The following is a 21,278-nucleotide window of genomic DNA, read 5'->3' on the forward strand; positions in this document are numbered from 1 at the left end:
GGTAAGCTAGCTTACTGAACAAACCAGCGCCAACCCGGACATCAAGCGCCTCCTATGCAACTCACCCTGCTCGACCCGGATCATCCGCACCAAGCCTTTCCGCCATTGCACAAGGCCTTGAAACAACCCAACGGCTTACTGGCCTTTGGCGGTTGCCTGTCGCCGCAGCGCATCGTCAACGCCTACCGGCACGGGGTATTCCCCTGGTTCAATCCCGGCGAGCCTATACTGTGGTGGTCGCCCGACCCGCGTTTGGTATTGTTTCCGGAACAACTGAATATTTCTCGCAGCCTGGCGAAAACCCTGCGCAAACAATTGTTTGAAATTCGTTACGACAGCGCCTTTCGTCAAGTAATCGATGCGTGTGCGGCGCCGCGTCGCGACGAAGGTGGCACCTGGATTACCGACGACATCCGCCAAGCCTATACCACACTACACCACCTGGGTATCGCACACAGCTGCGAAGCCTGGCAGGACGGCCAGTTGGTGGGCGGCCTGTACGGCATTGCCATCGGCCAGGTGTTTTTCGGCGAATCGATGTTCCATCGTAAAACCGATGCCTCCAAAGTAGTGTTTGTGCATCTGGTGCAGCAGCTCAGCGCCTGGGGCTATCAACTCATCGACTGCCAGGTCAGCAGCGAACACTTACTCAGCCTGGGAGCGGCGGAAATCCGCCGCAGCCGCTTCGTGGAGCTGCTGGACCGGCTCTGCGATCAAGCACCGACACCCGGCGCTTGGCAAGCATGAACTCCATCCCGCTTTGGCTGGACAGCGGCCACGCCTGCGGCTATCTGGACGACCGCATCGCGCGTTCCGGCTTCGTGCATCCTTCGCTGACTATCGACACCACGCTCTACTCGCAACTGATTGCTCAGGGCTTTCGGCGCAGCGGCGATTACGTTTATAAACCCTATTGCGAAGCCTGCCAGGCTTGCGTGCCGACGCGACTGCCGGTGGCATTATTCCAAGCTGACCGTAAACAAAAACGCTGTATCAAGCGCAATGCACAAACCCGGGTAGTCGTCAAAAACGCCGAGTTCGACCCGCGGCATTTCCTGCTTTATCAGCGTTATCTAAGTGCCCGTCACGACAAACCTGGTGAAGACACCGAAACCACGCCCGATGACTACATCAAATTCCTCGGCAGCAGCTGGTGCGACACGATGTTTGTGGAGTTTTTAATCGGCGGCCAAATGGCTGCGGTCGCGGTGGTCGATGTGGTAGCTGACGGGCTATCGGCGGTGTATACCTTTTTCGACCCGGATTTTGCCGACCATAGCCCCGGTGTGTACGCCGTGCTCTGGCAGATTGAAACGGCCAAGCAAATGGGCCTGCCCTACGTTTATCTGGGCTACTGGATCAAAGACTGTCGTAAAATGCGCTACAAAATCGATTATCAACCGCTGACCGGCCTGCTGAACGGCCAGTGGCAATTTATTTCAAATCAAACATTTAACGAGGATTAAGCCGTGCCGAAAGCCAACGAACTAAAACAGGGAACCGCCATCGAAATCAACGGCGAGCCGTATGTGGTGAAACACATCGACGTGCGCAACCCTACCTCGCGCGGCGCGACCACGCTTTACAAAGTCCGCTTTACACACATGAAAACCCGGCAAAAACTGGACGAAACCTTCAAAAGTGACGACATGCTGAAAGCCGCCGATTGTTCACGTTGCAACGTGCAGTTTTCCTACCAGGACGGCGACACCTACTATTTCATGAACAGCGAAACTTACGATCAATATGCGCTGGCGGCTGACGACCTGGAAGGCCAAACCCTATATCTGACCGACGGCCTGGAAGGCATCATCATGCTGTTGATGGACGACGCCGCGCTAGGTATCCAGTTACCAACCACCATTACGCTGCAAATCGTCGAAACCCCGCCATCCATGAAAGGCTCCAGCGCCACCAAACGCACCAAAACCGCCAAGCTCAGTACCGGCCTGGAAGTACAAGTCCCCGAATATATCGAATCGGGCGAGATGATCAAGGTCAACACCGAGACCGGCGAATTTTCGTCGCGGGCTTAAACCCGCTGCGTTGCCGGATTGCGGCGGACAGGACTACTGTGCGGCGGAATCCGGCAAATCATTGTTGTTGCCAGCTCATCGTGCCGCCACTCGCGGCAAAACACTCTTAATAAACTCCCTTGCGTGGGTTAAGGCCACCGGTTCTTCAAGCTACCCGCCACCCGGCCAAACCGCTAAGCCAGCCCACCGATACCGTCACAAAAACAGCCGAATTCCCCGTTCTTGGCGGTTTATTGACCGCATCTGTTAGCTAAATCACGGAATTTGTCGAGCCGGGCCAAAACTGTCATCTAGCCGTAACGAAATTGAATTAGCTTCTAGCGTTAGTCAACATTTCGCCGAAACAACGCATGAAAATCAGCCAAATTTCTAAGCTCGTCACGCTGGCCCTGCTCATTGTAATTACCAGCTTCGGGGTGACGGTCAGTTGGTCGTTAAATCATCTGAACAAAGCATTCGCCACGGTCGCTTTCTTTGGCCAGCAAAAGGATAGGATTTACCTGGAAATCAGTCAGCCGATTTTTATATATTTACAGAATGGCGACGCTACCTTGCTGGCAAAACTGACAGACAACCTCAATCGTCTGAGTAGCGACATCAATGCAAATACCTCGCTCTCGGAGACCGTAAAGACTACGCTGACCCAACTGATCGTCGATGTACAACAAGCCGCGTTACCTGAATTGAGCGCTGCGGGAAAGCTAGCGGAACCACAAATTCTGTTAGTCAACAACGAGCAACAGCTATCGGCACATTTACGAACTTTACATAGCTACGTAGAAAAAGCCGACGGAGCCCAACTCAGCGAGCGGCACAGTTACCTGATGGCAATCAGCCAGTCTCAATTCGCGCTACAAAATCTTACACGCGCCCGGCAAAGCTTCTTTGCGGAGCGAAAACAGGCATCAACCGACAACGTCCTGGTTTGTTTAAAACTGCTGTCCGACGCGGCGACAACCATCGAACAGCTGCCTCTGCTCGGGGTGATGAAAGCTCAGCCTAGCGACGATCAAGAATTTACGCTGGGCAAGCAAACGACTACCGCCAAAGCCGAAGACATGGCGCTGGAGCCTAAATCGGAAATACGCTACTTGTTGAGCCGCTATGAAAAAGATTTAGCGAACGCCCAAAATACCCTCAAGCAAAAACAACTCAGCCAAGATAACGTCGATCAACAAATGCGGGCGTTCCAGGAAAAACTCCTGGGGTTGGAAGAAAACATTAACCGAGAATATCAAGACTACGAGCACATGCTTTACGCCGTCATGATCATTTGCATGATTTTGATAATGCTGACCGGCGGCACCACCCTGTTAGTCAAGCGCCATCTGGCGACCATCATCAGCCGGTTCTCGATCTACGTGGATAAATTGGCGAATGGCGACTTAAGTTCGAAATTTACCGTGGAGAGCCAAATCGCGGAAATCGGGCAATTGTGCACCTCGTTGGAGAAACTGCATGGGTATTTCAACTCGCTGATCGACAACATCAACCGCGAATCGCGCGCCTTGAAGGAATACGGCAGAAACATCGAAGCGGTTGCCCAAAATTTGAATAGCATTATCGCCGATCAGCAGCAAGCCACCGAAGTGGCGGCCTGGCAGATGGCCGATCTATCTAAATCCTTCAATGGCGTAGCCAATCATGCGGCAGAGTCGCAAAATTGCACCACGGAAGCTAAAAACCTGATCGAGCTGGGTGTTCAACATATCGTGCATACCAACCAGCAAGTCACTGAGCTTGAACAAGTCATCAATAAAACCGCTGATGCCCTCCGATTGCTGCAAGGTAATGCCTCGGCAATAGAAGGTGTCTTGGGCATGATTCAAAGCTTTGCCGAACAAACCAATCTGTTGGCGTTGAATGCCGCTATCGAAGCGGCGCGCGCCGGCGAGCACGGCCGGGGCTTTGCGGTGGTGGCGGATGAAGTCAGAAGCCTGGCGGGCAACACGGCGAAATCCGCTAGCCAGATTCAAGCACTGGTGGAAAAACTCAGCTCGGCCACGAAAACCACGGTCGCGATGATGAACACTCAACAAACAGCAGCCACCCGCACGACCCAAGCAGTCAAACAAGTGTACGACGCGATAAAGGGTATCAACTTATCCATCGACCACATCCACGATAACAGTTCGCGGATTTCCGAGGCAACCATCCAGCAATCGAAATCCACCGAGCGAATCGCCGGCAACTTTGAACAAACCGCCGAACTGGCAAAAAAAACCACGGAAGCGGCAAAAACCAATATGCTGAGCGCCTCATCCCTAACAGGCATCAGCAGCAACCTGGAACAATTGGTCGTACAGTTCAAACTGCAATAAGCTCGGCAAAGACTGTGTTTTTAGCGATGCGCGCGGTGTGGCGTCGTGCGGCATGGCATTTTTTACGGCGATATGCCGCCGGTCTTAGGTACGAACAGCTGTAAACCGGATTTGGCCTGAACCGGCGGTAACCCCCACGCCGTCCTTGATCGCATTTTCAAGCAACGGCTGGAGCACGCAGTTTGTATGGTAGCCGCTTGGCGTATTAATATCGCTATCGCCGAACGGATATTGATGCGCAACCTTCTCCGCTCGGCATTTTTCAGCAACTCGGTTGATGCGGTGCAAACATGAAAATAGTCGCAACACTATCCTTAGCGTTGGTTCTCGGCATGGCTTTCAGTTCCAACTCCCAAGCGGATGCGGGCGGATGTCCGGCCAGATTCAACGCGGTTGTCGATGCCAACTCCGGCTGGATAACCTGTGTGCCAAAGGATCAGAACGACGGCAATGGCGAAGATGGCGGCTATCAACCGTCGCTGGCGGATCTTTTTATGGCTGTCGTCGGCCATCCCGATACGCCGCAACTTTGGGTGTCTTCCGGCTATCTCAATATTCAAGATGCCGAGCGAACCGCCATGGATGCCTGCAAGGGCGCGATGGGTTTACCGAAGGATTGCACACTCCTGGTACGAGCGCACAACAGCCAGTATATCGGCACCGTGCGGAACGGCAGGGAGCGTCCCTACGTATCCAGTGGCGATTCCATTGCCAATGCAAGCGCCGTGGCCATGCTGGCCTGCCAAAAGGATTCCGATTCTTGCCGAGAAAGCGCGATGCTCTATAACACACTGGCGCAAACCGACCGTTTTCCGGCGGTTCCCGTCAAGGAATATCTGGCCGTAACGGTGGCTTGGCCGGCTCCGGGATCGAATACAAAGCCCGAAAACCAAAAAACCTGGCTGGTGAGCGGCCGGCCTGTTTCGGAAAATGTGGAAGCCGCTCTCAGCCGGTGCCGCAAGGAAAGCGGGACAACCTGTGTTGTCGGTAGACATTCCGGCGGCGGCATGCTGGGTCGATTACACGCCAATGACGGCTACGATTATTGGGTGGATGGCTGGGATCGCACTTGGCTCGAACGCAATGTGGATAAGCTCTGTCCCGACGGCAAGCAATGCAAATTGGTCGAGGTTTATGATTCAAATCAAATAGCCGACCAAGCCATTCAGTAGACAACCGGCGTGAGCATTTGCCTGAAGCTGGCGCGGTGTGGATGGAAATGCGGCAATCAGCAAGCAATTGGCAACGCCGGCGTCCGGTTGTTTGCCGTTGCCGAACCAGACCACGGCGCAAATCGCCAACCGAACCATCGACTACGCGCTGTCCCGAAACGGCGAGAAGACGGCTGTGTTTGAGAATGGCCTGGGCGGCTAGATGAAGTGGTGGGCAAAAATGCAGCCGCGCTGAGTAGCAACACGGGCGCTTTGATTCCGGTCGATTCCGCCCTTCCGCAACAACACAAAGGCAATGGCGCTGACAAGAACCGACCCCGGATGTTGCCAAGCAGGTGTTCAGCGCGTTACAAGCCACTTCAAGAAACATCTGCATTGGCGAACGCAGTCATTTCCGCAATTCGCGATGAGCCAAAATAACACTCGAGAAAATCACGGCGGATTGCGACGTATGCCAAACTTGACGGCTCAATCCGGTGCGCAGCCAACACGATCTTGCCCGGCTATCGCTGGTGCACGCCAACGCACGAACAGATAGGTTAAAACGCTATGAAAAAGGTAAACAATGTTATGGGTGCTTGGGCAGGCTTGGCTGCCTCGTTTTATTGGCTAGGCGGAGTCATTTATTTACCCACGCTATTAGCGGATTACGACGCCATTAGCCGGACCATCAGCGAATTGAGCGTTATTTCCACACCACTGGCAAACCGCATCAATTTCGGTTGGGCGTTACCATTGGGCTTGTTGCAATGCTGGGCCGTATTCTCGGAATACCGGCAGCGGCATATGACGAAACAGGTTCGCAAAGGCTTGGCCGCGTTCGGCTGCGTCGGAATCGCTTACGTGGCCTGCAGCTTTTTTCCATGCGATCAGGGCGCGCCGCTATGGGGTTCATGGCGGCAATTGGTTCACAATGCGTTTGGCGGACTGGAGTACGCCGGAGGCGGTTTGGGGCTATTCCTGATAGGAAAAGCCTGGCGCGAAAACACCCCATTGGCCTTAGCTCTGCAGCTATCCGGCGTATTGGTATGGGCTGGGCTGCTGTTAATGACCGTTCCCGCATTGTTTGGCGTACGCGGCGCAGTGCAACGCGTCATCGAAGCGCTGCTATTTGGCTGGCTGGCTTGCGGAAGCTTCAGAAAGCTCGCCAGCACTACACCGCTTTGGCCGGTATCCGACCGTTTGGACGTTGGGCGCTAATTCGAATGGCTTGGTAAACTTGCTGGCTATGCCGATTCCAAAGCGCCAAGCCAGTCTGTGTTACTCAAGGCTCCGGTGCTCTGCGTCGGACTAATGATAAACGATGCTGGTCAGGTGCAGACTTGGCGTTTGAGGGCACTGCATTTCTGTTTGCTTAGGAGGCAGGCTAAGTTCGGCCAACTTCTGCCGTTCAAGGTGTCTTTGTGAATGGCTGGTATAGATCATAAATTGTTCTCTAATGGCAAACAGTTGATACCAGTTCTTCGACACGTTTCGAAAAGTCCTGTGAGTGAACTGATCTATATTGTCCAAACACTTCACTTTCGATCCTCTTAACGTCATCGCATTGGCAGAATTTCCTAAAAGATTCCGCGAAATGCCTTTCTGCTATGATCGTAAGGGCTTTGGAATGTTCGGACATTTTTCTTTGAAATTCCCCAGTGCCATAAGTAAGTGGCTTTATTAAGGGATCTTGAGAACGGTCGTTCATTCGCGCTTGATAAAGCACACGGAACGTAAAAGATTTTCGCTTTGATGCAATTAGTTCCTCGTCCCTTCGATTAACCGCATCAACAAGCGACAATAGATCCTCACGCCCTATCCCAACTGTCTCAACCGTTATCTTATCTGCAAAAGCGCTAATGGAAGCAATGTCTAGCGAAGTTATTGCTTTGACTACTTGAAGAGGAACACTTTTGCCTTTAAGAAGTGACTCAATCTCTCTGTTCGCCATTTCTTTTGCCTTCGCCTGTAGTTGTAGGTAGGTTTCCACCATGGACCTACTTTTCTCATCAAGCTTCGGTTCAAGAATTAGGCGCTCTAGAGACCACTCTTTAACCATGCGCGGCCAGATTATTATGCGTATGAAGCCAAAAAGTCCATCCAATCTGTAGGAGTCAAATGGTTGTGATCCCGGTTGGCAGTAAGGGCGAAACCAATAACGCAACTCCTGATCCGAAACAGTCACGATATTCTCGTTTATTGCGCACTCATTCTCTTCAATTAGCCTGTTTGTGTGGAGCATCCGAATACAGTGCTTTGGTTGTTGTGGATGAGTAGGATAAGCTTGATCAAGAATCCACTCTAAAGACCGAATCCTTCGTTCAATAGTGGTTTCAAAGAAATTCCAATTAAAGCCTTTCATCACGTTGATTGCCTGAGTTATTTTAGTTCGTAACGCGGCTTTGAGCCGATAGCCGAAACGTCCGATCATATGCAATTGATTTACGTATATCACCTGTAACAGGTAATTGTGATCGGTTATGATTAAGTTGCTGCCATTGAATCAGATTGGTCGACAGACAACAATGGGTCGATAACGAGCATTTACTATCGACTCAGGTTATCAGACTCCAAACCAAACGGCGTTTTCATTCCCTGATAATGCGCTTACCTTGGGAACATTTTCAGCCTCTGGCAGGATGCTTCTACAACTATCCCCCTGCCGTCAAACGCACCCGGCGCATTCAAAAAAATCAGGTCCGCGACCAATCAAGGATTTGGCTAAAAGCACATCTGGAATTCCCGTTACTCATTCGCCAAAGCCTATCGCTTTCCGGTAGCAGAGGCCTTATCACCAGAAAAAACAATCCGTCAGCGGCTATCAACAATATCCTGGATTAGTATATCCAGGAAAATATCCCATTGGCACAACGCACCTATTACGTCAGTCTATCGTTAAAATACTTAGCATGCCGGGCGCGACGGCGGCCCATCCGGCTGACCGTCGCAGATCATTCACCTTAAACCCAATATCTTTTATGAACGCTGAGTCCCCCGTATTGGCCGCCCAAAACCTGGTTGTCGAGTACCGACAACACCGTGCGGTCGAGAATTTAAATTTACGTATTCCCAAGGGCTGCGTTTACGCGCTGCTGGGTGGCAATGGTGCCGGCAAGTCCACGACCATCAGCACATTTTTGACCTTCAACCAGCCCAGCAGCGGACAAGTGTTGATCGAAGGAGAATCGCCGCACGCCAACCCCGATCTGGTACGTACAAAACTGGCCTATCTACCGGAAAACGTCGCGCTGTACGAGGTGATGAGCGGCTTGGAAAACCTGACTTATTTCTGCGCGCTGGCGAATATTCGTTTGCATGGCGAGCAAGCCCGCAGTTTGCTGTCAGACAGCGGTCTGCAAGCCGATGCCCACGGCAAACGGGTGGCAGCGTATTCCAAGGGCATGCGGCAAAAAGTGGGCTTGGCCATCGCCTCGGCGAAACAGGCTAAGGCCATGTTGCTGGACGAGCCGACCTCCGGCCTGGATCCCAGCGCGGCCAACGATTTTGCCCAACGCATTCGCGCTGCCGCCGATCAAGGCATGGCGGTGTTGATGGCCACCCATGATTTGTTCAACGCCAAGCAAGTCGCCGACCGCATCGGCATCATGAAAAGTGGCCGGCTGGTGGAAGAATTCGACGCCCACACCGTGCAACACGACGAACTGGAGCAAAAATATCTGGCACATGCCCGGGGCTTGGCATGATCAAGACCATCATCCGCAAGGAATTTCTCGCTACGCTCCGCGACGGCCGCTTGTTGACCTTGGGCATCGCCCTATTGCTATTGTTTGTCGGCTTTTTCCTGGCTTCTGCCTATGAACTGCAACAATTGCGCGCGGAAAAACACCGCGTAGGCACCACCGCCAAGGAACAATGGAATACTCAGAGCGTGAAAAACCCACACTCTGCCGCGCATTACGGCATCTATGTGTTTAAGCCGGACACGCCGGTGGCGGCGCTGGATCCGGGCTTGCGGCCGTATATCGGCCAGTCTTTATGGCTGGAGCCGCATAAGCGCAACCTGACCCGATTCAGCCCGGCGGCGGATCAAGTGCTGGCTGGCCGTTTCGGTCAAGCCACGACCAGTTTCGTGCTGACTGCCTTATTACCGCTGTTGATCGTGGCCTTGACCTTTAATGCGGTCAGCCAGGAGCGTGAATCCGGCACCTTGCGGATGCTGCACAGTTTGGGGGTGAATGCCGGCCAGTTGTTGTTCGGCAAATTGCTGGGCTTGTTAAGCGCGTTTGCCCTGGTCTTGGCACCGGCGCTGTTGGTAGCAGCCGTGATACTGCTAGGCAACTTCGCGTTTACCCTGGACGACGTGCTGCGCCTGCTGGTGTTGCTGCTGCTATTAAATCTGTACTACGGCATCTTCGCCGCAGTCGCCATCGCCGCTTCCGCGTCTTTTAACACCAGCCGCACCACCTTGTTTTGCCTGCTGGGCTTTTGGCTAGCCAGCGTGTTTATCGCTCCGCGCCTCGGCGCGGTGACTGCGGAAATGCTGGCGCCCAACCCCAGCGCCAGCGAGTTCTGGCGTGAGATCAAGGACGACATCGACCACGGCCTGGAGCACGACGGTGACCATGAGCAACGCGCCAAAGCCTTCGAAGCACAGGTGTTGGCGCAGTACGGGGTTTCCCGCAAGGAAGATTTGCCGGTCGGGTTCGTGTCCTTAAATCGTCAGCACAACGATGCTTATTCCGTTAAGGTCCATGCCCTGCATTTCGACGCCTTGCGCGACAATTTTATTAAGCAACAACACTTGAGCCATCTGGGGTCCTGGCTGGGCCCCAGCCTAGCGCTACGGTCTTTATCCATGACCTTGGCCGGTATGGATTTGAGCCATCAACGGCATTTTGAAGACGCCGCCGAACAATATCGGCAGTACTTTATCAACCTGACCGAAGACTGGGACCGCGAGCGTAGCCGCGGCACGGAGCGCAAGGCCACCGGCGCTGAGGCCGATTGGCGTAGCGTGGCGGATTTTAGCTATCAAGCCCCGGACATCGGTTTTGCCCTGCAGGCCGCCGAACTGGATCTCTTGGTGTTGTTACTGTGGTTGGGTTTATCGGTGGGTTTATTGAGCCTTTCCGCACGGAGGCTGGTGCCATGATGCAGTTAATCGCCATCGAATGGCTGCGTTTTAAACGCAACAGCTTAAATCTGTGGGTGACAGGTTTGTTTCTGCTGGTGATGCTGGCTAGCGCCGTTTGGTCGGGTTTGGCTGCGCGCGAATTCCGTCAACACGGCACCGCAGCGCCGCAGACCGTCAACGCGATGTCCAATCAAGCGGAGATGCATGACGCCCCGAAAGCGGCGGACCACACCCCCAAAGCCAATGCCTTCGCCGCCAGTGCCGCCGCGCCGCCTTTGCGGCTGCCGGCCCTGAGCGGTTTGGCCTTGAGCATCCGGCAACTGGATTTTTTAAGTACCGGCATCAAAATCTCCACTCGCAGCCGCCACACCGACGGCCGTAACAGCGATCAGTTGTTCAACCCGATGCTGCATGAGTTGGGCATGCTGGATTTTGCCACCGTGTTCGCGCTACTGACGCCGCTGATGGTGATTGCCTTGAGCTACGGCTTGGTGCAGGAAGACCGCGAGAGTGGAGTCTGGCGTTTGGTCTGCACGCAAATGTCGGCACCCTGGCGCTTGGTGTGTGCGGCGTTGAGCGTGCGCTATGGCGTGGTGGTACTGGTGGTTTTCAGCAGTTCGCTGTTGGCGCTATGGCTCGATCCGGCATTTAGCCTGGAAACGCTGGTTTATTGGCTGGCGTTCGCCGCCTTGTACACACTGGTGTGGTTTGGCATCGCCGGCTTGTTCCTGCTGCTGCCCTTCTCTTCAGGGGCTGCGGCCATCGGCATGCTGGGCGTTTGGTTGGTTTTAACCTTCGCTAATCCGGCGCTGCTGGCTTGGGCCGCTGATCGACATGAGCCTATGCCATCCAGGTTGGATAGCATCATCGCCATCCGCCAGTTTCAGGAACAAAACAATCAACAACGTCAAGCGCTGCTGGCGCAGTGGTATAGCAATCATCCCGATCTGCAGCTGCCGCAAACCGGCAAAGAGTTACCGCGCGAAATTACCGGTTTGCCGGCCGGATTGGTTCTGGATCAACAGATCCGGCCCTTGATGTACCGCTTCGACAGCGCCCGCCAGGCGCAATTCGAGTTTTTGGAAGCGTGGTCTTGGCTGTCGCCAGCACTGGCGGCAGTGCAAATGGCCGATAGGCTGGCCGGCATCGATGCGCCGCGCTATGCCGAGTATATTCAGGCGGTCAATCAGTTTGAAGATCAATGGCGCGACTATTTCGTCCCCAAGATCATGAGCGATAGCGCTTGGCGCGATGAACTGAGCCACGACCAACCGCGCTTTGCCTTTGCGTATCCGACAAATCCGGCGGCGTGTCTAAATTTGATTGCCGGACAAGCGGCGTTGGCCTTGCTGTTGTTGGCGGCGCTCTTCTTCTCACGCCGGCGCTTTGCCAAAGCCTGACGACGCTATTTGGCTAAAAGACGTCCTGGACGACGCTAGTCGTCCGGGTCGGCTACGCAACATTAAGCCACTATATTTCTGACGCATTGCCTGGCAAACACATTGATAGGCACGCTGCTGCTTAAATAGCGGTTGAACAATTCGTTAATCGTCAGCGGATTGAGGTATACATAAATGCCGCAACCGGTAATGGCGATAAACTGCCTGCTTAACGTTTCGATGAATACGATACGCAGGGTTATGATTTCGTTGACTTCATTGCTTGTTTCCATGACGCTCTCCCGAATCTGCCGATTTGACTACTAAATGACCAGCATAAGTAACGCCAACTAACAAAAGCCTTTAAAAATCATAGCAGTAAGATTTTTCCAACCTTAGGCAACTTCTAAAAATTGACGCTGAGTTTAAGTTATCGCAAACAGCGCTTGCCGTCGGTAGCCTATGCCACGTGGAATCAGTGAATTATTTCACCGGTGCCCACAATCCATCTTGGGCCTGCCAAACGCAGTCTCACACCAAAATCAGGACTTCTGCGCAGCCGGTATTGCCGGAGAGCGCTTTATAGTACAATTTCCATCAATTTTAAGCCGACGCGGCACAGCAATAATCACTAAACAAAACAGGTTCAGATAATGGCAACGATGGATGATAGAGACGGGTTGATTTGGCTAGACGGAAAATGGGTTGATTGGCGCGATGCAAAAGTCCACGTCTTGACTCATACCCTGCATTACGGCTGCGGCGTCTTCGAAGGTTTGCGAGCGTATAAAACCGATGCCGGCACCGCGATTTTCAAGCTGGCCGAGCATACCGACCGTCTGTTCCGTTCCGCGCATATCATGAACATGAAAATGCCGTTCTCTAAAGAAGAGATCAACCAGGCGCATCGCGACGCCGTCGCCAAAAACAACCTGGACAGTGCTTACATTCGCAGCATGGTGTTCTTCGGTTCCGAAGGCATGGGTTTGCGCGCCGATAACCTGAAAGTACACGTCATGGTCGCCGCCTGGACTTGGGGTGCTTATTTGGGCGCGGAAAACATGGAAAAAGGCATCCGCATCCGCACCTCTTCGTACACCCGCAACCACGTCAACAGCACCATGTGCAAAGCCAAGGCCAACGGCAACTACATCAACTCCATCCTGGCCCTGCAAGAAGCGCTGTCCACCGGTTACGACGAAGCCTTACTGTTGGACCACGAAGGTTTTTGCGCGGAAGGCAGCGGAGAAAACTTGTTCATCGTCCGCAACGGCAAAATCTACACCCCGGAAACGACATCGGCTTTGGAAGGCATCACCCGCGACACATTGATCACCATCGCCCGCGAACAAGGCTACGAAGTGATCGAAAAACGCATCACCCGCGACGAAGTGTATGTGGCAGACGAAGCCTTCTTCACCGGTTCCGCCGCCGAAGTCACGCCAATCCGCCAATACGACAACCGCGACATCGGTTCCGGCAGCCGCGGCCCCGTCACCGAAAAGCTGCAAGCCTTGTATTTCGACTACGTGCAAGGCCGCCGCGCCGACCATAAGGAATGGCTGACGCTCGTTTCCTAAGTGGCGGAGCAAGCTTATAAAATCCTGGTCGTCGGCCCGTCCTGGGTCGGCGACATGGTGATGGCACAAAGCCTGTTTATCACCCTAAAGCAACAACATCACGACTGCCTGATCGATGTGCTGGCCCCGGCGTGGTCATTGCCGCTATTGGAGCGCATGCCGGAAGTGCATAAAGGCCTGACGATGCCGTTGGGCCACGGACAGTTTGATTTGCGGGGGCGAATCCGCATAGGCGGGGAATTGCAAAGCCAGCATTACGATCAGGCGATTGTGCTGCCCAACTCGTGGAAATCGGCCGTTATCCCGTTCTTTGCGCATATCCCCAAACGCACCGGTTTTCTCGGCGAACTGCGCCGCGGCCTATTGAACGATGTGCGCACGTTGGATAAGACTGTACTGACCATGACCGTGCAACGTTTCGTGGCGCTGGGTTTACCGAAAGAGGCGCCGCAGCCACCAACTTACCCGGTTCCGAAGCTGGCGATCACAATCGAGCAACAATTAAGCGTCTGCAAAAAATTCGAGATCACCGGCGCGGATTTAATCGAAATCCCCCACCCCAGCGCTCTGCTTGAGGGTTCGGCTGAATTGCGCCCTGTTGTCAGCAAGATCCTGGCTCTGTGTCCCGGCGCGGAATACGGTCCGGCCAAGCGCTGGCCGAGCCAGCATTACGCCGCCATAGCAAGGCAAATGGAAGAACAAGGCTGGCAAGTCTGGTTATTCGGTTCCGACAAAGACAAAGCCGTTGCCGAGCAAATCAATGACCTATCGGGCGGCATTTGCCGTAACTTCGCCGGCATCACATCGCTGGCGGATGCGGTGGACTTGTTGTCCTTGGCTGACGCGGTCGTCAGTAACGATTCCGGCCTGATGCACGTCGCTGCAGCACTGGATAAAAAACTGATCGCGGTTTATGGCTCTTCCGACCCCGGTTTTACCCCACCGCTGCATCCCGAGGCGGAGATTCTAGATTTGCACCTGGATTGTTCGCCGTGCTTCAAGCGCGAGTGTCCTTTGGGCCATACTCGCTGCTTAACGGAAATTAGGCCGGAGCAGGTAATGGCGGCGCTGGACTTCTGAGCGATGAAAATTGCCATCGTCAAATTGTCGGCTTTGGGCGACATCGTTCATGCGATGGCAGCCTTGCAATTCATCAAAGCCGCCTTACCGCTGGCGCAAATCGACTGGATAGTTGAAGAACGCTTCGTCGGCGTACTGGCCGACAATCCACACCTGGATAATATTTTGGGTGTGAATTTAAAAGCCCTGAAAACCGACAAATGGCGCGTCTTTGCCGAGATAAACAAAATACGTAGTTATGCCGAGCAGGGTTACGACTTAGTGCTGGATGCCCAAGGTTTGATTAAGTCCGCAGTGGTCGCGCGCTTGCTGTCGGCCAATTGTGTGGGTTTCGATCAAGACTCGATCCGGGAAAAATGGGCGGCTTTGTTCTATAGCCGGCATGTCGCCTACCCTTACGACGCCAACACCATTGATCGCAATGTCGCCGTGCTGACCCAGCCGCTGGGTCTAAATGTGACACCGGAGCAAATCCAGGCAAAGCAGCCATTTTTGTTTTTTCAGCCGCCGCAAACCGCCTTGGATGAATATTTTCTAGCCGATCAACCCAACATCATTCTGGTCATCGGCTCGACTTGGCCCAGCCGTAACTACCCATTAGAAAAATTTCTACAGGTCATCTTCGGCCTGGAAGCTAATTTTCTGATCAGTTGGGGCAACGAGAAGGAGCACTGGATGGCGCAATGGCTGGCAGAACGCAGCCTGGCGCGGGTATTACCGCAATTAAGCCTCAATGATTTGAAAGCGGCGCTGGCCAGGGCCGATTTAGTGATCGGTAACGATACCGGACCGACGCATATGGCCTGGGGTTTAAACCGGCCGTCGATTACCTTGTTCGGGCCAACGCCGGTCAGTCGAATTTATCAAACCGCCATCAATAAAGCCTTGAAGTCGCCTTCACCGGTCAATCCGTTCAAGCTGGATAAAAACGATTTTTCGATTGCCGAAATCGACCCGCGTGCTGTCATAGCCCTGAGTAACGAGCTATTCGGCAAAACCCAACAACGCGCCTGAGTGAATGGCCGGCTAAGTTTTTTCCAGTTCGACAAACATTTTCAGTAACTCGACAATCGGTTCGTCACTAGCCAACACCCTGATTATCTTGGTCTGATTTTGCCGCTCATCGGCTAGATCAAGCAGGCGCTCTTGAAACAGCAATTGTTTCTGCGGATTGGTGATCACCTTCACTAACGGTTGCAAGGGCGATTGTGAGTTTTCCTGGACCACCACCGCCAATTCATCGGTCTGCAATTCGACGATGCAATTCACTGGGTAAGCAGAATCGCTTTCCTCGGCGCAGCAGGGCATCTCCGCAGCCGCAGGGCTGGCGAAATCGATTATGTCGGTTTCAGCGGGCTTATCCACGTCGATACCTTTGCCGGTATCGATAGAAACAGTTTGGCAATACTCTTTTAAGGTATTAATTTGTTTATCAGATGAAATCAGAAATTTAGTTCTGAAAAAAGGGGTATCTAGCCACTTCCGATCGGTGCCGCAAATAAACATACCTTTTCTGAGCTGGTTAATATTAATTTTTTTAACCATTGTTAAAAACAATATCCAGGGAGTTTTATTTACATAACTAAAACCTTAGCCAACTACCGCATATTCTTTCGTAAACTTGCCGTCTTGATAATACTTGGCTAAATCGACACCACAATCCTGCGGCCGTATCACCTGTTTGACACCATAGCGTTTACCGCTTGCATCGGCGATATTCAAGGACAAATCGAGTATCTTCTCTTCAATAGGGTTTTTATTGCCATCTTGAATCAGCAATATTTTTGGCTTAAGCCTATCGGCCTTATTTTGCTCGACTATTAAGCCGATTTCGCCGCTGCTTAATTCCACTAAATTGCCCTGCGGATAAAATCCGATGCAATTGATAAATTGCGTCACATAATTAGCTTCAAATTGCTGTCCCATCCCTTTTACCAAAATTCCCAACGCCATAAGATGCGGCTTACCACGCTGATACACCCGGTCACTGGTGATGGCATCGTAGGTATCGACCACCGCTACCAGCTTGGTAAATATCGATAGCGTGGTTTTGTTCAAACCTCTGGGATAACCGGTGCCGGCCAAATGCTCGTGATGATCGTAGGCAACATCAACTGCGCCGGGATAGACATTACGGGCCGACATTAACACGTTGCGTCCGTAGAGCGTGTGCTTACGCATGATGTCCATTTCATAGTCTTCTAAAGAGCCGGGTTTATTAAGGATTTCCAGCGGCACTTTCATTTTACCGACATCGTGCATCAAGCCGCAAAAACCCACTTTATTCAGATCTTCCATCGAGAAATTCAACTCACGCCCCAACAGAATAGACAATATGCAAACATTCATACTATGTTGCGCAGTATATTGATCCTGATCTTTAATTTGGGTCAGCAACAGCATCGTATCGGGGTTTTCCAATACCTTATCGACGCACTCGGAAACAGCTTGTTTAACCGCACTGACACTAAATTGATTCCCGAAACGAATATCGTCCATCACCGTTTTAATTAAATTACCGGTGCGTTGAAAGGTATTGGCGGTTTGGTTAAAAGATCGCGCAAAGCTCAGATGTTTACGCGCTTCGGTATTTCTGGTGGGAATCGCCCCGGAGAAGGACTTTTGGTATTTGACATCGATATAGACATAATCACAAATCGCCTGGATGGCTTGGATATCCGCATGACTTTCAATCACAATTCTATCCAATAAAAAAGGTGAATCCGCCGTCGGCGCTTCCAGACGGCTTACGCACATACCCACTCTCAGCTCATATACATGAATTCTGAGTATTCCATCCTCTTTATCTGCCATACCAATCCAATCGGGGATTTGTAGAAATCCAAAAATTTGAAAAATAGCCGCCAAAACGGCATCAAGGAAAATTGTGTCCGACAGGCCTCGGACGCCAGTTAGCCAGCATACCTAGTTCACCCGATCTTGTCCGAACAAAAAGCCCGCAAACCAGCGGCGGATCACAAATCCAATTGGCTTTTTAGTATAGGCGAAGCAGATTTTATCGTGGCCTAATATCTCGGATTTGAGTGACACGCCTACAACCGATTTGCCAATCGCTTTCGGTTCAAGTCACCGCCTTTGGCGCCTTCGATTATTGACCCGACATAACCTCAAACTGAAGCCCAGCCTTTATAGCCGTTGGCAAATTAAGAATTGCTTGATTTTTGTATTGGTTTAAACTGGCAGCTCGCCGATATTGACTGTTTAGGCACCAGAGCAGACCAGCCAGCGCGGATCTTGAGCTCTAAAGCCTGAAAATGGGCTATCAATTAAGTCTTGAGCAATCAAAATTCCCACTGAAGTTAGCAGTCAGTAGCGACAACAACAAAACCAGACAGTCGTTTAATCGCCCTTGACCGAAGCGGACGTGCACAGACTCGGTCCGGGCGTTAAAAATTTTCTCGACAGGGAGCGCTGAGAAAATTTTCCGCAAAGCGGATTACAACAAAAACTATAACCTGCGGACTAAGCGCCAGGGAGAGAATCGTGATGTTTCCTTATCGCCATGATTTCCAGATCGTCGGAGACGACTTTTACCGTTCCCATCCAACGCCTTGGCCACGCCGTTTACGGCGCCGGACCTTATTTTTGCTGGTACTTCTGCCCTTGCTGCTGATTACCGAAACCTATGTCTTTCTCCAGCCGGCGGTTTTTGAAAGCCAAGCCTTGGTATTGACGACTGCGGCAACCGATATTGATCAAACGCATGCAGAGGCGGATCTGGAGCATGTCAACATTCAAAAGCAGGTCTTGCTCGGACAGCCGGTATTAGAAAAAACCGCCGAGACGCTAAAACAGCAGGATGGTATCGAGCATCCCAATATCAACCAGCTAAAAGAGCTGTTCCAGGTAAAACCGGTTGCGGACACCAATCTAGTGCAATTGGCGGCTGAAGGCAGTCATCCGCAATTCCTGCAAATGGCCTTAAATACCTGGATCAAAACCTACCAGCAAATTCGCGCGGAGTACATTGCCGAAATCACCGATAAAGCCAGTACCTCGATCAAATCGGAATTGACTCGCCTGGAACAACAAGTGCGCGACAAACGCCAGGACATTGAATCGTTCCGCTTGCAGCATGACATCCTCTCTCTGGAGAGCACCGATAACGAGGCCCACGCCCGCTTACAAGGTTTAAATAATTCCTTGAACGCCGCCTTGGAAGAAGAAGCGAAAGCCAAGGCCAAGCTGGACGCCATTCATGCCGCCATCGCGGAAGGCAAAGCCGTGGTGCCGGAAGCCGATTCGCAAAGTCTGGCGGCGTTAACCCAGCAAGCCGAGCGCCTGCGCGAACGCCTGGAAGCGCAAAGAAGCCAATACACCGACGAATACATCGAATTTCACCCCAGCTTGCGCAATTTAAAAACCCAATTGGCCGAGCTGGATGAAAAAATTGCCAGCAAAGAACAAGCCGGCTCGAGCTATGCCACGCAAGAGGCCGAAAACGCCTACGGTGCGGCGCACCGCACCGTATTGACCATTCAAAAGCAAATGGCCGAGCATAAACAAAAAGCCGCCGAATACACCAATCAATTCGCCAAACACAAAGCCATGCAGGAAGAACTGGTTAAGTTGGAGGAATTATTACAGCAAACCAAACAACGTCTGGTGGAAATCGACGTCAAACAACGGCAAAGCAATCCGCAACTGGACGTCGTGGATTGGGCCTCGCTGCCCGATAAGCCGGTGAAACCCGATTACGGCCGGGACGCCGGCATCGCCGGCGCGGCCAGCCTGGCAATCGCATTACTGGTGGTCTGGCTTAACGATTATTTGAACAAGGAGCCGACGCTGACCACGATAAATTCCGTCACCGAATTTCAAATCTACCAGCAAAGCGAGCCCAAGTTGGAGAACAATGCCGACAACCTCACGGTCGGGACGGAACGGCGTAACAGGCTGCGCCGCGCGGACGATCTGAAGCAATTACCGGACGAAACCACCGATTCATAGCTGCGGCTCGGCAACAATGCTAAAATCCGCCGCTCGATCAACTTCATTCAAACAGGAAACCCATGAGCCAAATTACCGTTGAACATAACCCCAGCGAAGAACGTTTAAAAGAGCTGGGCGTATCGAGCTGGCCGATCTGGGAAAAAGAAATTTCCAAATTCACCATCGATTTCGACGAAACCGAAACCGCTTATGTGTTGGAAGGCGAAATCATCGTCACTCCAGTGGGCGGCGAGCCGGTGCGGATTTTACCGGGCGACCTGGTGATGTTTCATGAAGGCCTGGACAGCCATTGGGAAGTGGTCAAGCCTTTGCGCAAACACTACCATTACGATTGATCGTCACGACAGCGGCAGACAATCCGAAAAAGGCATCTTCAAGATGCCTTTTTTAGTTGTGCCGGTAGACTCGGTTGGCCGGCATGACGCCGGCACCTAATTATTGATATTCGCATGGCTATGAACCAGGATCAGGATTATTCCGCATTAAAGCCGAGGTCGCGCTGGCACTGGGCGACCATTCTCCTATTAACTGTCGCGGCGGGCGGCTATTATTTGCACCACGCCGGCCAGCATCCGCAGGAAAATCAGGATGCGCGCGCCAATCCCAACGAAAACATCTCCATCAGCGTCGCAGTCGCCTCAAGCTGGCAAGGCGATTTGCCGATTTATCTGAACGGCCTGGGCACGGTCACCCCACTGCATACCGTGACAGTGCGCTCGCGCGTCGATGGCGAACTGATCCGGGTGGCGTTTAGCGAGGGCCAAGCGGTTAAACAAGGCGAACTGCTCGCCGAAATCGACCCCCGGCCTTATCAAGTGGCGGTGCAACAAGCCGAAGGCCAGTTGCTGCGCGACGAAGCACTGCTGAAAAACGCCGAAATCGACCAAGCCCGCTACCAAACCTTGCTGGAGCAAGACTCCATCGCCGCCCAGCAAACCGCCACCCAAGCCGCGCTGGTCAAGCAATATCGCGGCAGCGTCGAAATCGACCGCGCCCAACTCGACAATGCCAAGCTGCAACTCAGTTATTCCCGCATCACCGCGCCGGTATCCGGCCGCATCGGTTTGCGGCTGGTGGATCAAGGCAACATGGTCCGCGCCAGCGACGTCAATGGCCTGGCGGTCATCACCCAAATTCAGCCGATCTCGGTGGTGTTCACGCTGCCGGAAGATGTGATACCCGAGGTGATGCGGCGCTGGCGTTCCGGCGAGACGCTGGTCATTGACGCCTACGACCGGGCCGGCCGGCAAAAACTAGCCAGCGGCAAGCTGCTGGCGGTGGACAACCAGATCGACGCCAGCACCGGCACACTGAAATTAAAAGCCCAATTTGATAACGAAGACCGCACCCTGTTCGCCAACCAGTTCGTCAATATCAAAATGCGTCTGGACACCTTGCATGCCGCCACCTTAGTCCCTAGCTCCGCCATTCAGCACGGGGCCAATGGCGCATTCGTGTACGTGGTGAAGGACGACAACACCATCAGCGTAAAGCGGATAAAAGCCGGACCGGCTGACGGCGAAACGGTCGCGATTCCGGAAGGTCTGGGCGTGAACGAAAAGCTGGTGATCGATGGCGCCGACAAACTGCGCGAAGGCAGCCAAGTCAAGGTAATCGATAAAACCCAACCCACCGCCTCCGGCAAAACCGCCAACTAAA

At 52.9% G+C, this 21,278-nt stretch carries 20 protein-coding genes; 16 read left to right on the forward strand and 4 right to left on the reverse strand.

What is annotated here, in order from left to right; all coding sequences use genetic code 11:
* Positions 1-54 precede the first annotated feature (54 nt).
* From aat to ACMXD4_RS18970, 7 genes are all read left to right on the forward strand, one after another.
* The gene (gene aat / locus ACMXD4_RS18940) at positions 55-747 is read left to right on the forward strand and encodes a leucyl/phenylalanyl-tRNA--protein transferase (protein WP_415879072.1); all 693 of its coding nucleotides are present in this window, start codon (positions 55-57) and stop codon (positions 745-747) included.
* Positions 744-1,466 carry an arginyltransferase gene (locus ACMXD4_RS18945; RefSeq protein WP_415879073.1) on the forward strand — a complete coding sequence of 241 codons (723 nt, stop codon included), beginning with the start codon at positions 744-746 and terminating at the stop codon, positions 1,464-1,466. Before aat ends, ACMXD4_RS18945 begins: the two co-directional genes overlap by 4 nt.
* Before the next feature lie 3 nt (positions 1,467-1,469).
* The gene (gene yeiP / locus ACMXD4_RS18950; protein ID WP_033159245.1) at positions 1,470-2,036 is read left to right on the forward strand and encodes an elongation factor P-like protein YeiP; all 567 of its coding nucleotides are present in this window, start codon (positions 1,470-1,472) and stop codon (positions 2,034-2,036) included.
* Positions 2,037-2,386: 350 nt separating this feature from the next.
* Positions 2,387-4,357, forward strand: a complete 1,971-nt coding sequence (locus ACMXD4_RS18955; RefSeq protein ID WP_415879074.1) for a methyl-accepting chemotaxis protein — start codon at positions 2,387-2,389, stop codon at positions 4,355-4,357.
* A 290-nt stretch (positions 4,358-4,647) separates the two neighbouring features.
* A complete protein-coding gene (locus tag ACMXD4_RS18960; protein ID WP_415879075.1) occupies positions 4,648-5,529 on the forward strand; it encodes a DUF4189 domain-containing protein in 882 nt (293 codons plus the stop codon).
* Positions 5,530-5,566: 37 nt separating this feature from the next.
* Complete coding sequence (locus ACMXD4_RS18965; protein ID WP_415879076.1) at positions 5,567-5,731, forward strand: hypothetical protein; 165 nt, start codon at positions 5,567-5,569, stop codon at positions 5,729-5,731.
* Between the two features lie 368 nt (positions 5,732-6,099).
* Entirely contained in the window at positions 6,100-6,729 is a 630-nt protein-coding gene (locus ACMXD4_RS18970; RefSeq protein WP_415879077.1) for a DUF998 domain-containing protein, read from the forward strand.
* Positions 6,730-6,964: 235 nt separating this feature from the next.
* Here the strand turns inward: ACMXD4_RS18970 and ACMXD4_RS18975 are convergent, their stop codons facing one another.
* A complete protein-coding gene (locus tag ACMXD4_RS18975) occupies positions 6,965-7,942 on the reverse strand; it encodes a hypothetical protein (protein WP_415879078.1) in 978 nt (325 codons plus the stop codon).
* A 547-nt stretch (positions 7,943-8,489) separates the two neighbouring features.
* On the opposite strand from ACMXD4_RS18975, the gene ACMXD4_RS18980 reads away from it, so the two are divergent.
* Genes ACMXD4_RS18980 through ACMXD4_RS18990 form a run of 3 tightly spaced genes read left to right on the forward strand, consistent with a single transcriptional unit; the run spans position 8,490 to position 12,006 of the window.
* On the forward strand, positions 8,490-9,215 hold the full coding sequence (locus tag ACMXD4_RS18980; RefSeq protein WP_415879079.1) for an ABC transporter ATP-binding protein: 726 nt from the start codon (positions 8,490-8,492) through the stop codon (positions 9,213-9,215).
* Positions 9,212-10,624 (forward strand): DUF3526 domain-containing protein, encoded by a 1,413-nt coding sequence (locus ACMXD4_RS18985; protein ID WP_171697609.1) that lies wholly within the window; start codon positions 9,212-9,214, stop codon positions 10,622-10,624. Before ACMXD4_RS18980 ends, ACMXD4_RS18985 begins: the two co-directional genes overlap by 4 nt.
* Positions 10,621-12,006, forward strand: a complete 1,386-nt coding sequence (locus tag ACMXD4_RS18990; RefSeq protein WP_415879080.1) for a DUF3526 domain-containing protein — start codon at positions 10,621-10,623, stop codon at positions 12,004-12,006. The genes ACMXD4_RS18985 and ACMXD4_RS18990 overlap by 4 nt, the downstream gene beginning before the upstream one ends.
* A gap of 62 nt (positions 12,007-12,068) precedes the next feature.
* On the opposite strand, the gene ACMXD4_RS18995 is transcribed toward ACMXD4_RS18990, so the two are convergent.
* Positions 12,069-12,278 (reverse strand): hypothetical protein, encoded by a 210-nt coding sequence (locus ACMXD4_RS18995; RefSeq protein ID WP_415879081.1) that lies wholly within the window; start codon positions 12,276-12,278, stop codon positions 12,069-12,071.
* 360 nt (positions 12,279-12,638) lie between these two features.
* On the opposite strand from ACMXD4_RS18995, the gene ACMXD4_RS19000 reads away from it, so the two are divergent.
* The 3 genes from ACMXD4_RS19000 to waaC are packed head-to-tail and all read left to right on the forward strand — an operon-like array spanning position 12,639 to position 15,659.
* Complete coding sequence (locus ACMXD4_RS19000; protein ID WP_415879082.1) at positions 12,639-13,565, forward strand: branched-chain amino acid transaminase; 927 nt, start codon at positions 12,639-12,641, stop codon at positions 13,563-13,565.
* A 54-nt stretch (positions 13,566-13,619) separates the two neighbouring features.
* Complete coding sequence (gene waaF, locus ACMXD4_RS19005) at positions 13,620-14,645, forward strand: lipopolysaccharide heptosyltransferase II (RefSeq protein WP_415880847.1); 1,026 nt, start codon at positions 13,620-13,622, stop codon at positions 14,643-14,645.
* 3 nt (positions 14,646-14,648) lie between these two features.
* The gene (waaC, locus tag ACMXD4_RS19010) at positions 14,649-15,659 is read left to right on the forward strand and encodes a lipopolysaccharide heptosyltransferase I (protein ID WP_415879083.1); all 1,011 of its coding nucleotides are present in this window, start codon (positions 14,649-14,651) and stop codon (positions 15,657-15,659) included.
* Positions 15,660-15,671: 12 nt separating this feature from the next.
* Here the strand turns inward: waaC and ACMXD4_RS19015 are convergent, their stop codons facing one another.
* Both ACMXD4_RS19015 and ACMXD4_RS19020 read right to left on the reverse strand, forming a co-directional pair.
* Positions 15,672-16,190, reverse strand: coding sequence for a DUF3391 domain-containing protein (locus ACMXD4_RS19015; protein ID WP_415879084.1), 519 nt, complete (start codon positions 16,188-16,190; stop codon positions 15,672-15,674).
* A gap of 45 nt (positions 16,191-16,235) precedes the next feature.
* Positions 16,236-17,459 carry an HD-GYP domain-containing protein gene (locus ACMXD4_RS19020; protein ID WP_415879085.1) on the reverse strand — a complete coding sequence of 408 codons (1,224 nt, stop codon included), beginning with the start codon at positions 17,457-17,459 and terminating at the stop codon, positions 16,236-16,238.
* Between the two features lie 690 nt (positions 17,460-18,149).
* On the opposite strand from ACMXD4_RS19020, the gene ACMXD4_RS19025 reads away from it, so the two are divergent.
* From ACMXD4_RS19025 to ACMXD4_RS19035, 3 genes are all read left to right on the forward strand, one after another.
* The gene (locus ACMXD4_RS19025; RefSeq protein WP_415879086.1) at positions 18,150-19,616 is read left to right on the forward strand and encodes a GumC family protein; all 1,467 of its coding nucleotides are present in this window, start codon (positions 18,150-18,152) and stop codon (positions 19,614-19,616) included.
* Between the two features lie 62 nt (positions 19,617-19,678).
* Positions 19,679-19,954, forward strand: coding sequence for a cupin domain-containing protein (locus ACMXD4_RS19030; protein WP_033159054.1), 276 nt, complete (start codon positions 19,679-19,681; stop codon positions 19,952-19,954).
* A gap of 114 nt (positions 19,955-20,068) precedes the next feature.
* The gene (locus tag ACMXD4_RS19035; RefSeq protein WP_415879087.1) at positions 20,069-21,277 is read left to right on the forward strand and encodes an MdtA/MuxA family multidrug efflux RND transporter periplasmic adaptor subunit; all 1,209 of its coding nucleotides are present in this window, start codon (positions 20,069-20,071) and stop codon (positions 21,275-21,277) included.
* Position 21,278 lies beyond the last annotated feature (1 nt).

It is taken from the genome of Methylomonas sp. TEB (assembly GCF_047777895.1).
In the GTDB taxonomy this organism is placed as follows: domain Bacteria; phylum Pseudomonadota; class Gammaproteobacteria; order Methylococcales; family Methylomonadaceae; genus Methylomonas.

Excerpts from the sequence above, each read along its gene's own strand:
- ACMXD4_RS18975 (WP_415879078.1), bottom strand. The coding sequence starts at position 7,942 with ATGATCGGACGTTTCGGCTATCGGCTCAAAGCCGCGTTACGAACTAAA.
- ACMXD4_RS19015 (WP_415879084.1), bottom strand. The coding sequence starts at position 16,190 with ATGGTTAAAAAAATTAATATTAACCAGCTCAGAAAAGGTATGTTTATT.
- aat (WP_415879072.1), top strand. The coding sequence starts at position 55 with ATGCAACTCACCCTGCTCGACCCGGATCATCCGCACCAAGCCTTTCCG.
- waaF (WP_415880847.1), top strand. The coding sequence starts at position 13,620 with ATGGTGATGGCACAAAGCCTGTTTATCACCCTAAAGCAACAACATCAC.
- ACMXD4_RS18960 (WP_415879075.1), top strand. The coding sequence starts at position 4,648 with ATGAAAATAGTCGCAACACTATCCTTAGCGTTGGTTCTCGGCATGGCT.
- ACMXD4_RS18995 (WP_415879081.1), bottom strand. The coding sequence starts at position 12,278 with ATGGAAACAAGCAATGAAGTCAACGAAATCATAACCCTGCGTATCGTA.
- ACMXD4_RS18980 (WP_415879079.1), top strand. The coding sequence starts at position 8,490 with ATGAACGCTGAGTCCCCCGTATTGGCCGCCCAAAACCTGGTTGTCGAG.
- ACMXD4_RS18985 (WP_171697609.1), top strand. The coding sequence starts at position 9,212 with ATGATCAAGACCATCATCCGCAAGGAATTTCTCGCTACGCTCCGCGAC.
- ACMXD4_RS18970 (WP_415879077.1), top strand. The coding sequence starts at position 6,100 with ATGGGTGCTTGGGCAGGCTTGGCTGCCTCGTTTTATTGGCTAGGCGGA.
- ACMXD4_RS19020 (WP_415879085.1), bottom strand. The coding sequence starts at position 17,459 with ATGGCAGATAAAGAGGATGGAATACTCAGAATTCATGTATATGAGCTG.
- ACMXD4_RS18990 (WP_415879080.1), top strand. The coding sequence starts at position 10,621 with ATGATGCAGTTAATCGCCATCGAATGGCTGCGTTTTAAACGCAACAGC.
- waaC (WP_415879083.1), top strand. The coding sequence starts at position 14,649 with ATGAAAATTGCCATCGTCAAATTGTCGGCTTTGGGCGACATCGTTCAT.
- ACMXD4_RS19000 (WP_415879082.1), top strand. The coding sequence starts at position 12,639 with ATGGCAACGATGGATGATAGAGACGGGTTGATTTGGCTAGACGGAAAA.
- ACMXD4_RS19035 (WP_415879087.1), top strand. The coding sequence starts at position 20,069 with ATGGCTATGAACCAGGATCAGGATTATTCCGCATTAAAGCCGAGGTCG.
- ACMXD4_RS19030 (WP_033159054.1), top strand. The coding sequence starts at position 19,679 with ATGAGCCAAATTACCGTTGAACATAACCCCAGCGAAGAACGTTTAAAA.
- ACMXD4_RS18955 (WP_415879074.1), top strand. The coding sequence starts at position 2,387 with ATGAAAATCAGCCAAATTTCTAAGCTCGTCACGCTGGCCCTGCTCATT.
- ACMXD4_RS18945 (WP_415879073.1), top strand. The coding sequence starts at position 744 with ATGAACTCCATCCCGCTTTGGCTGGACAGCGGCCACGCCTGCGGCTAT.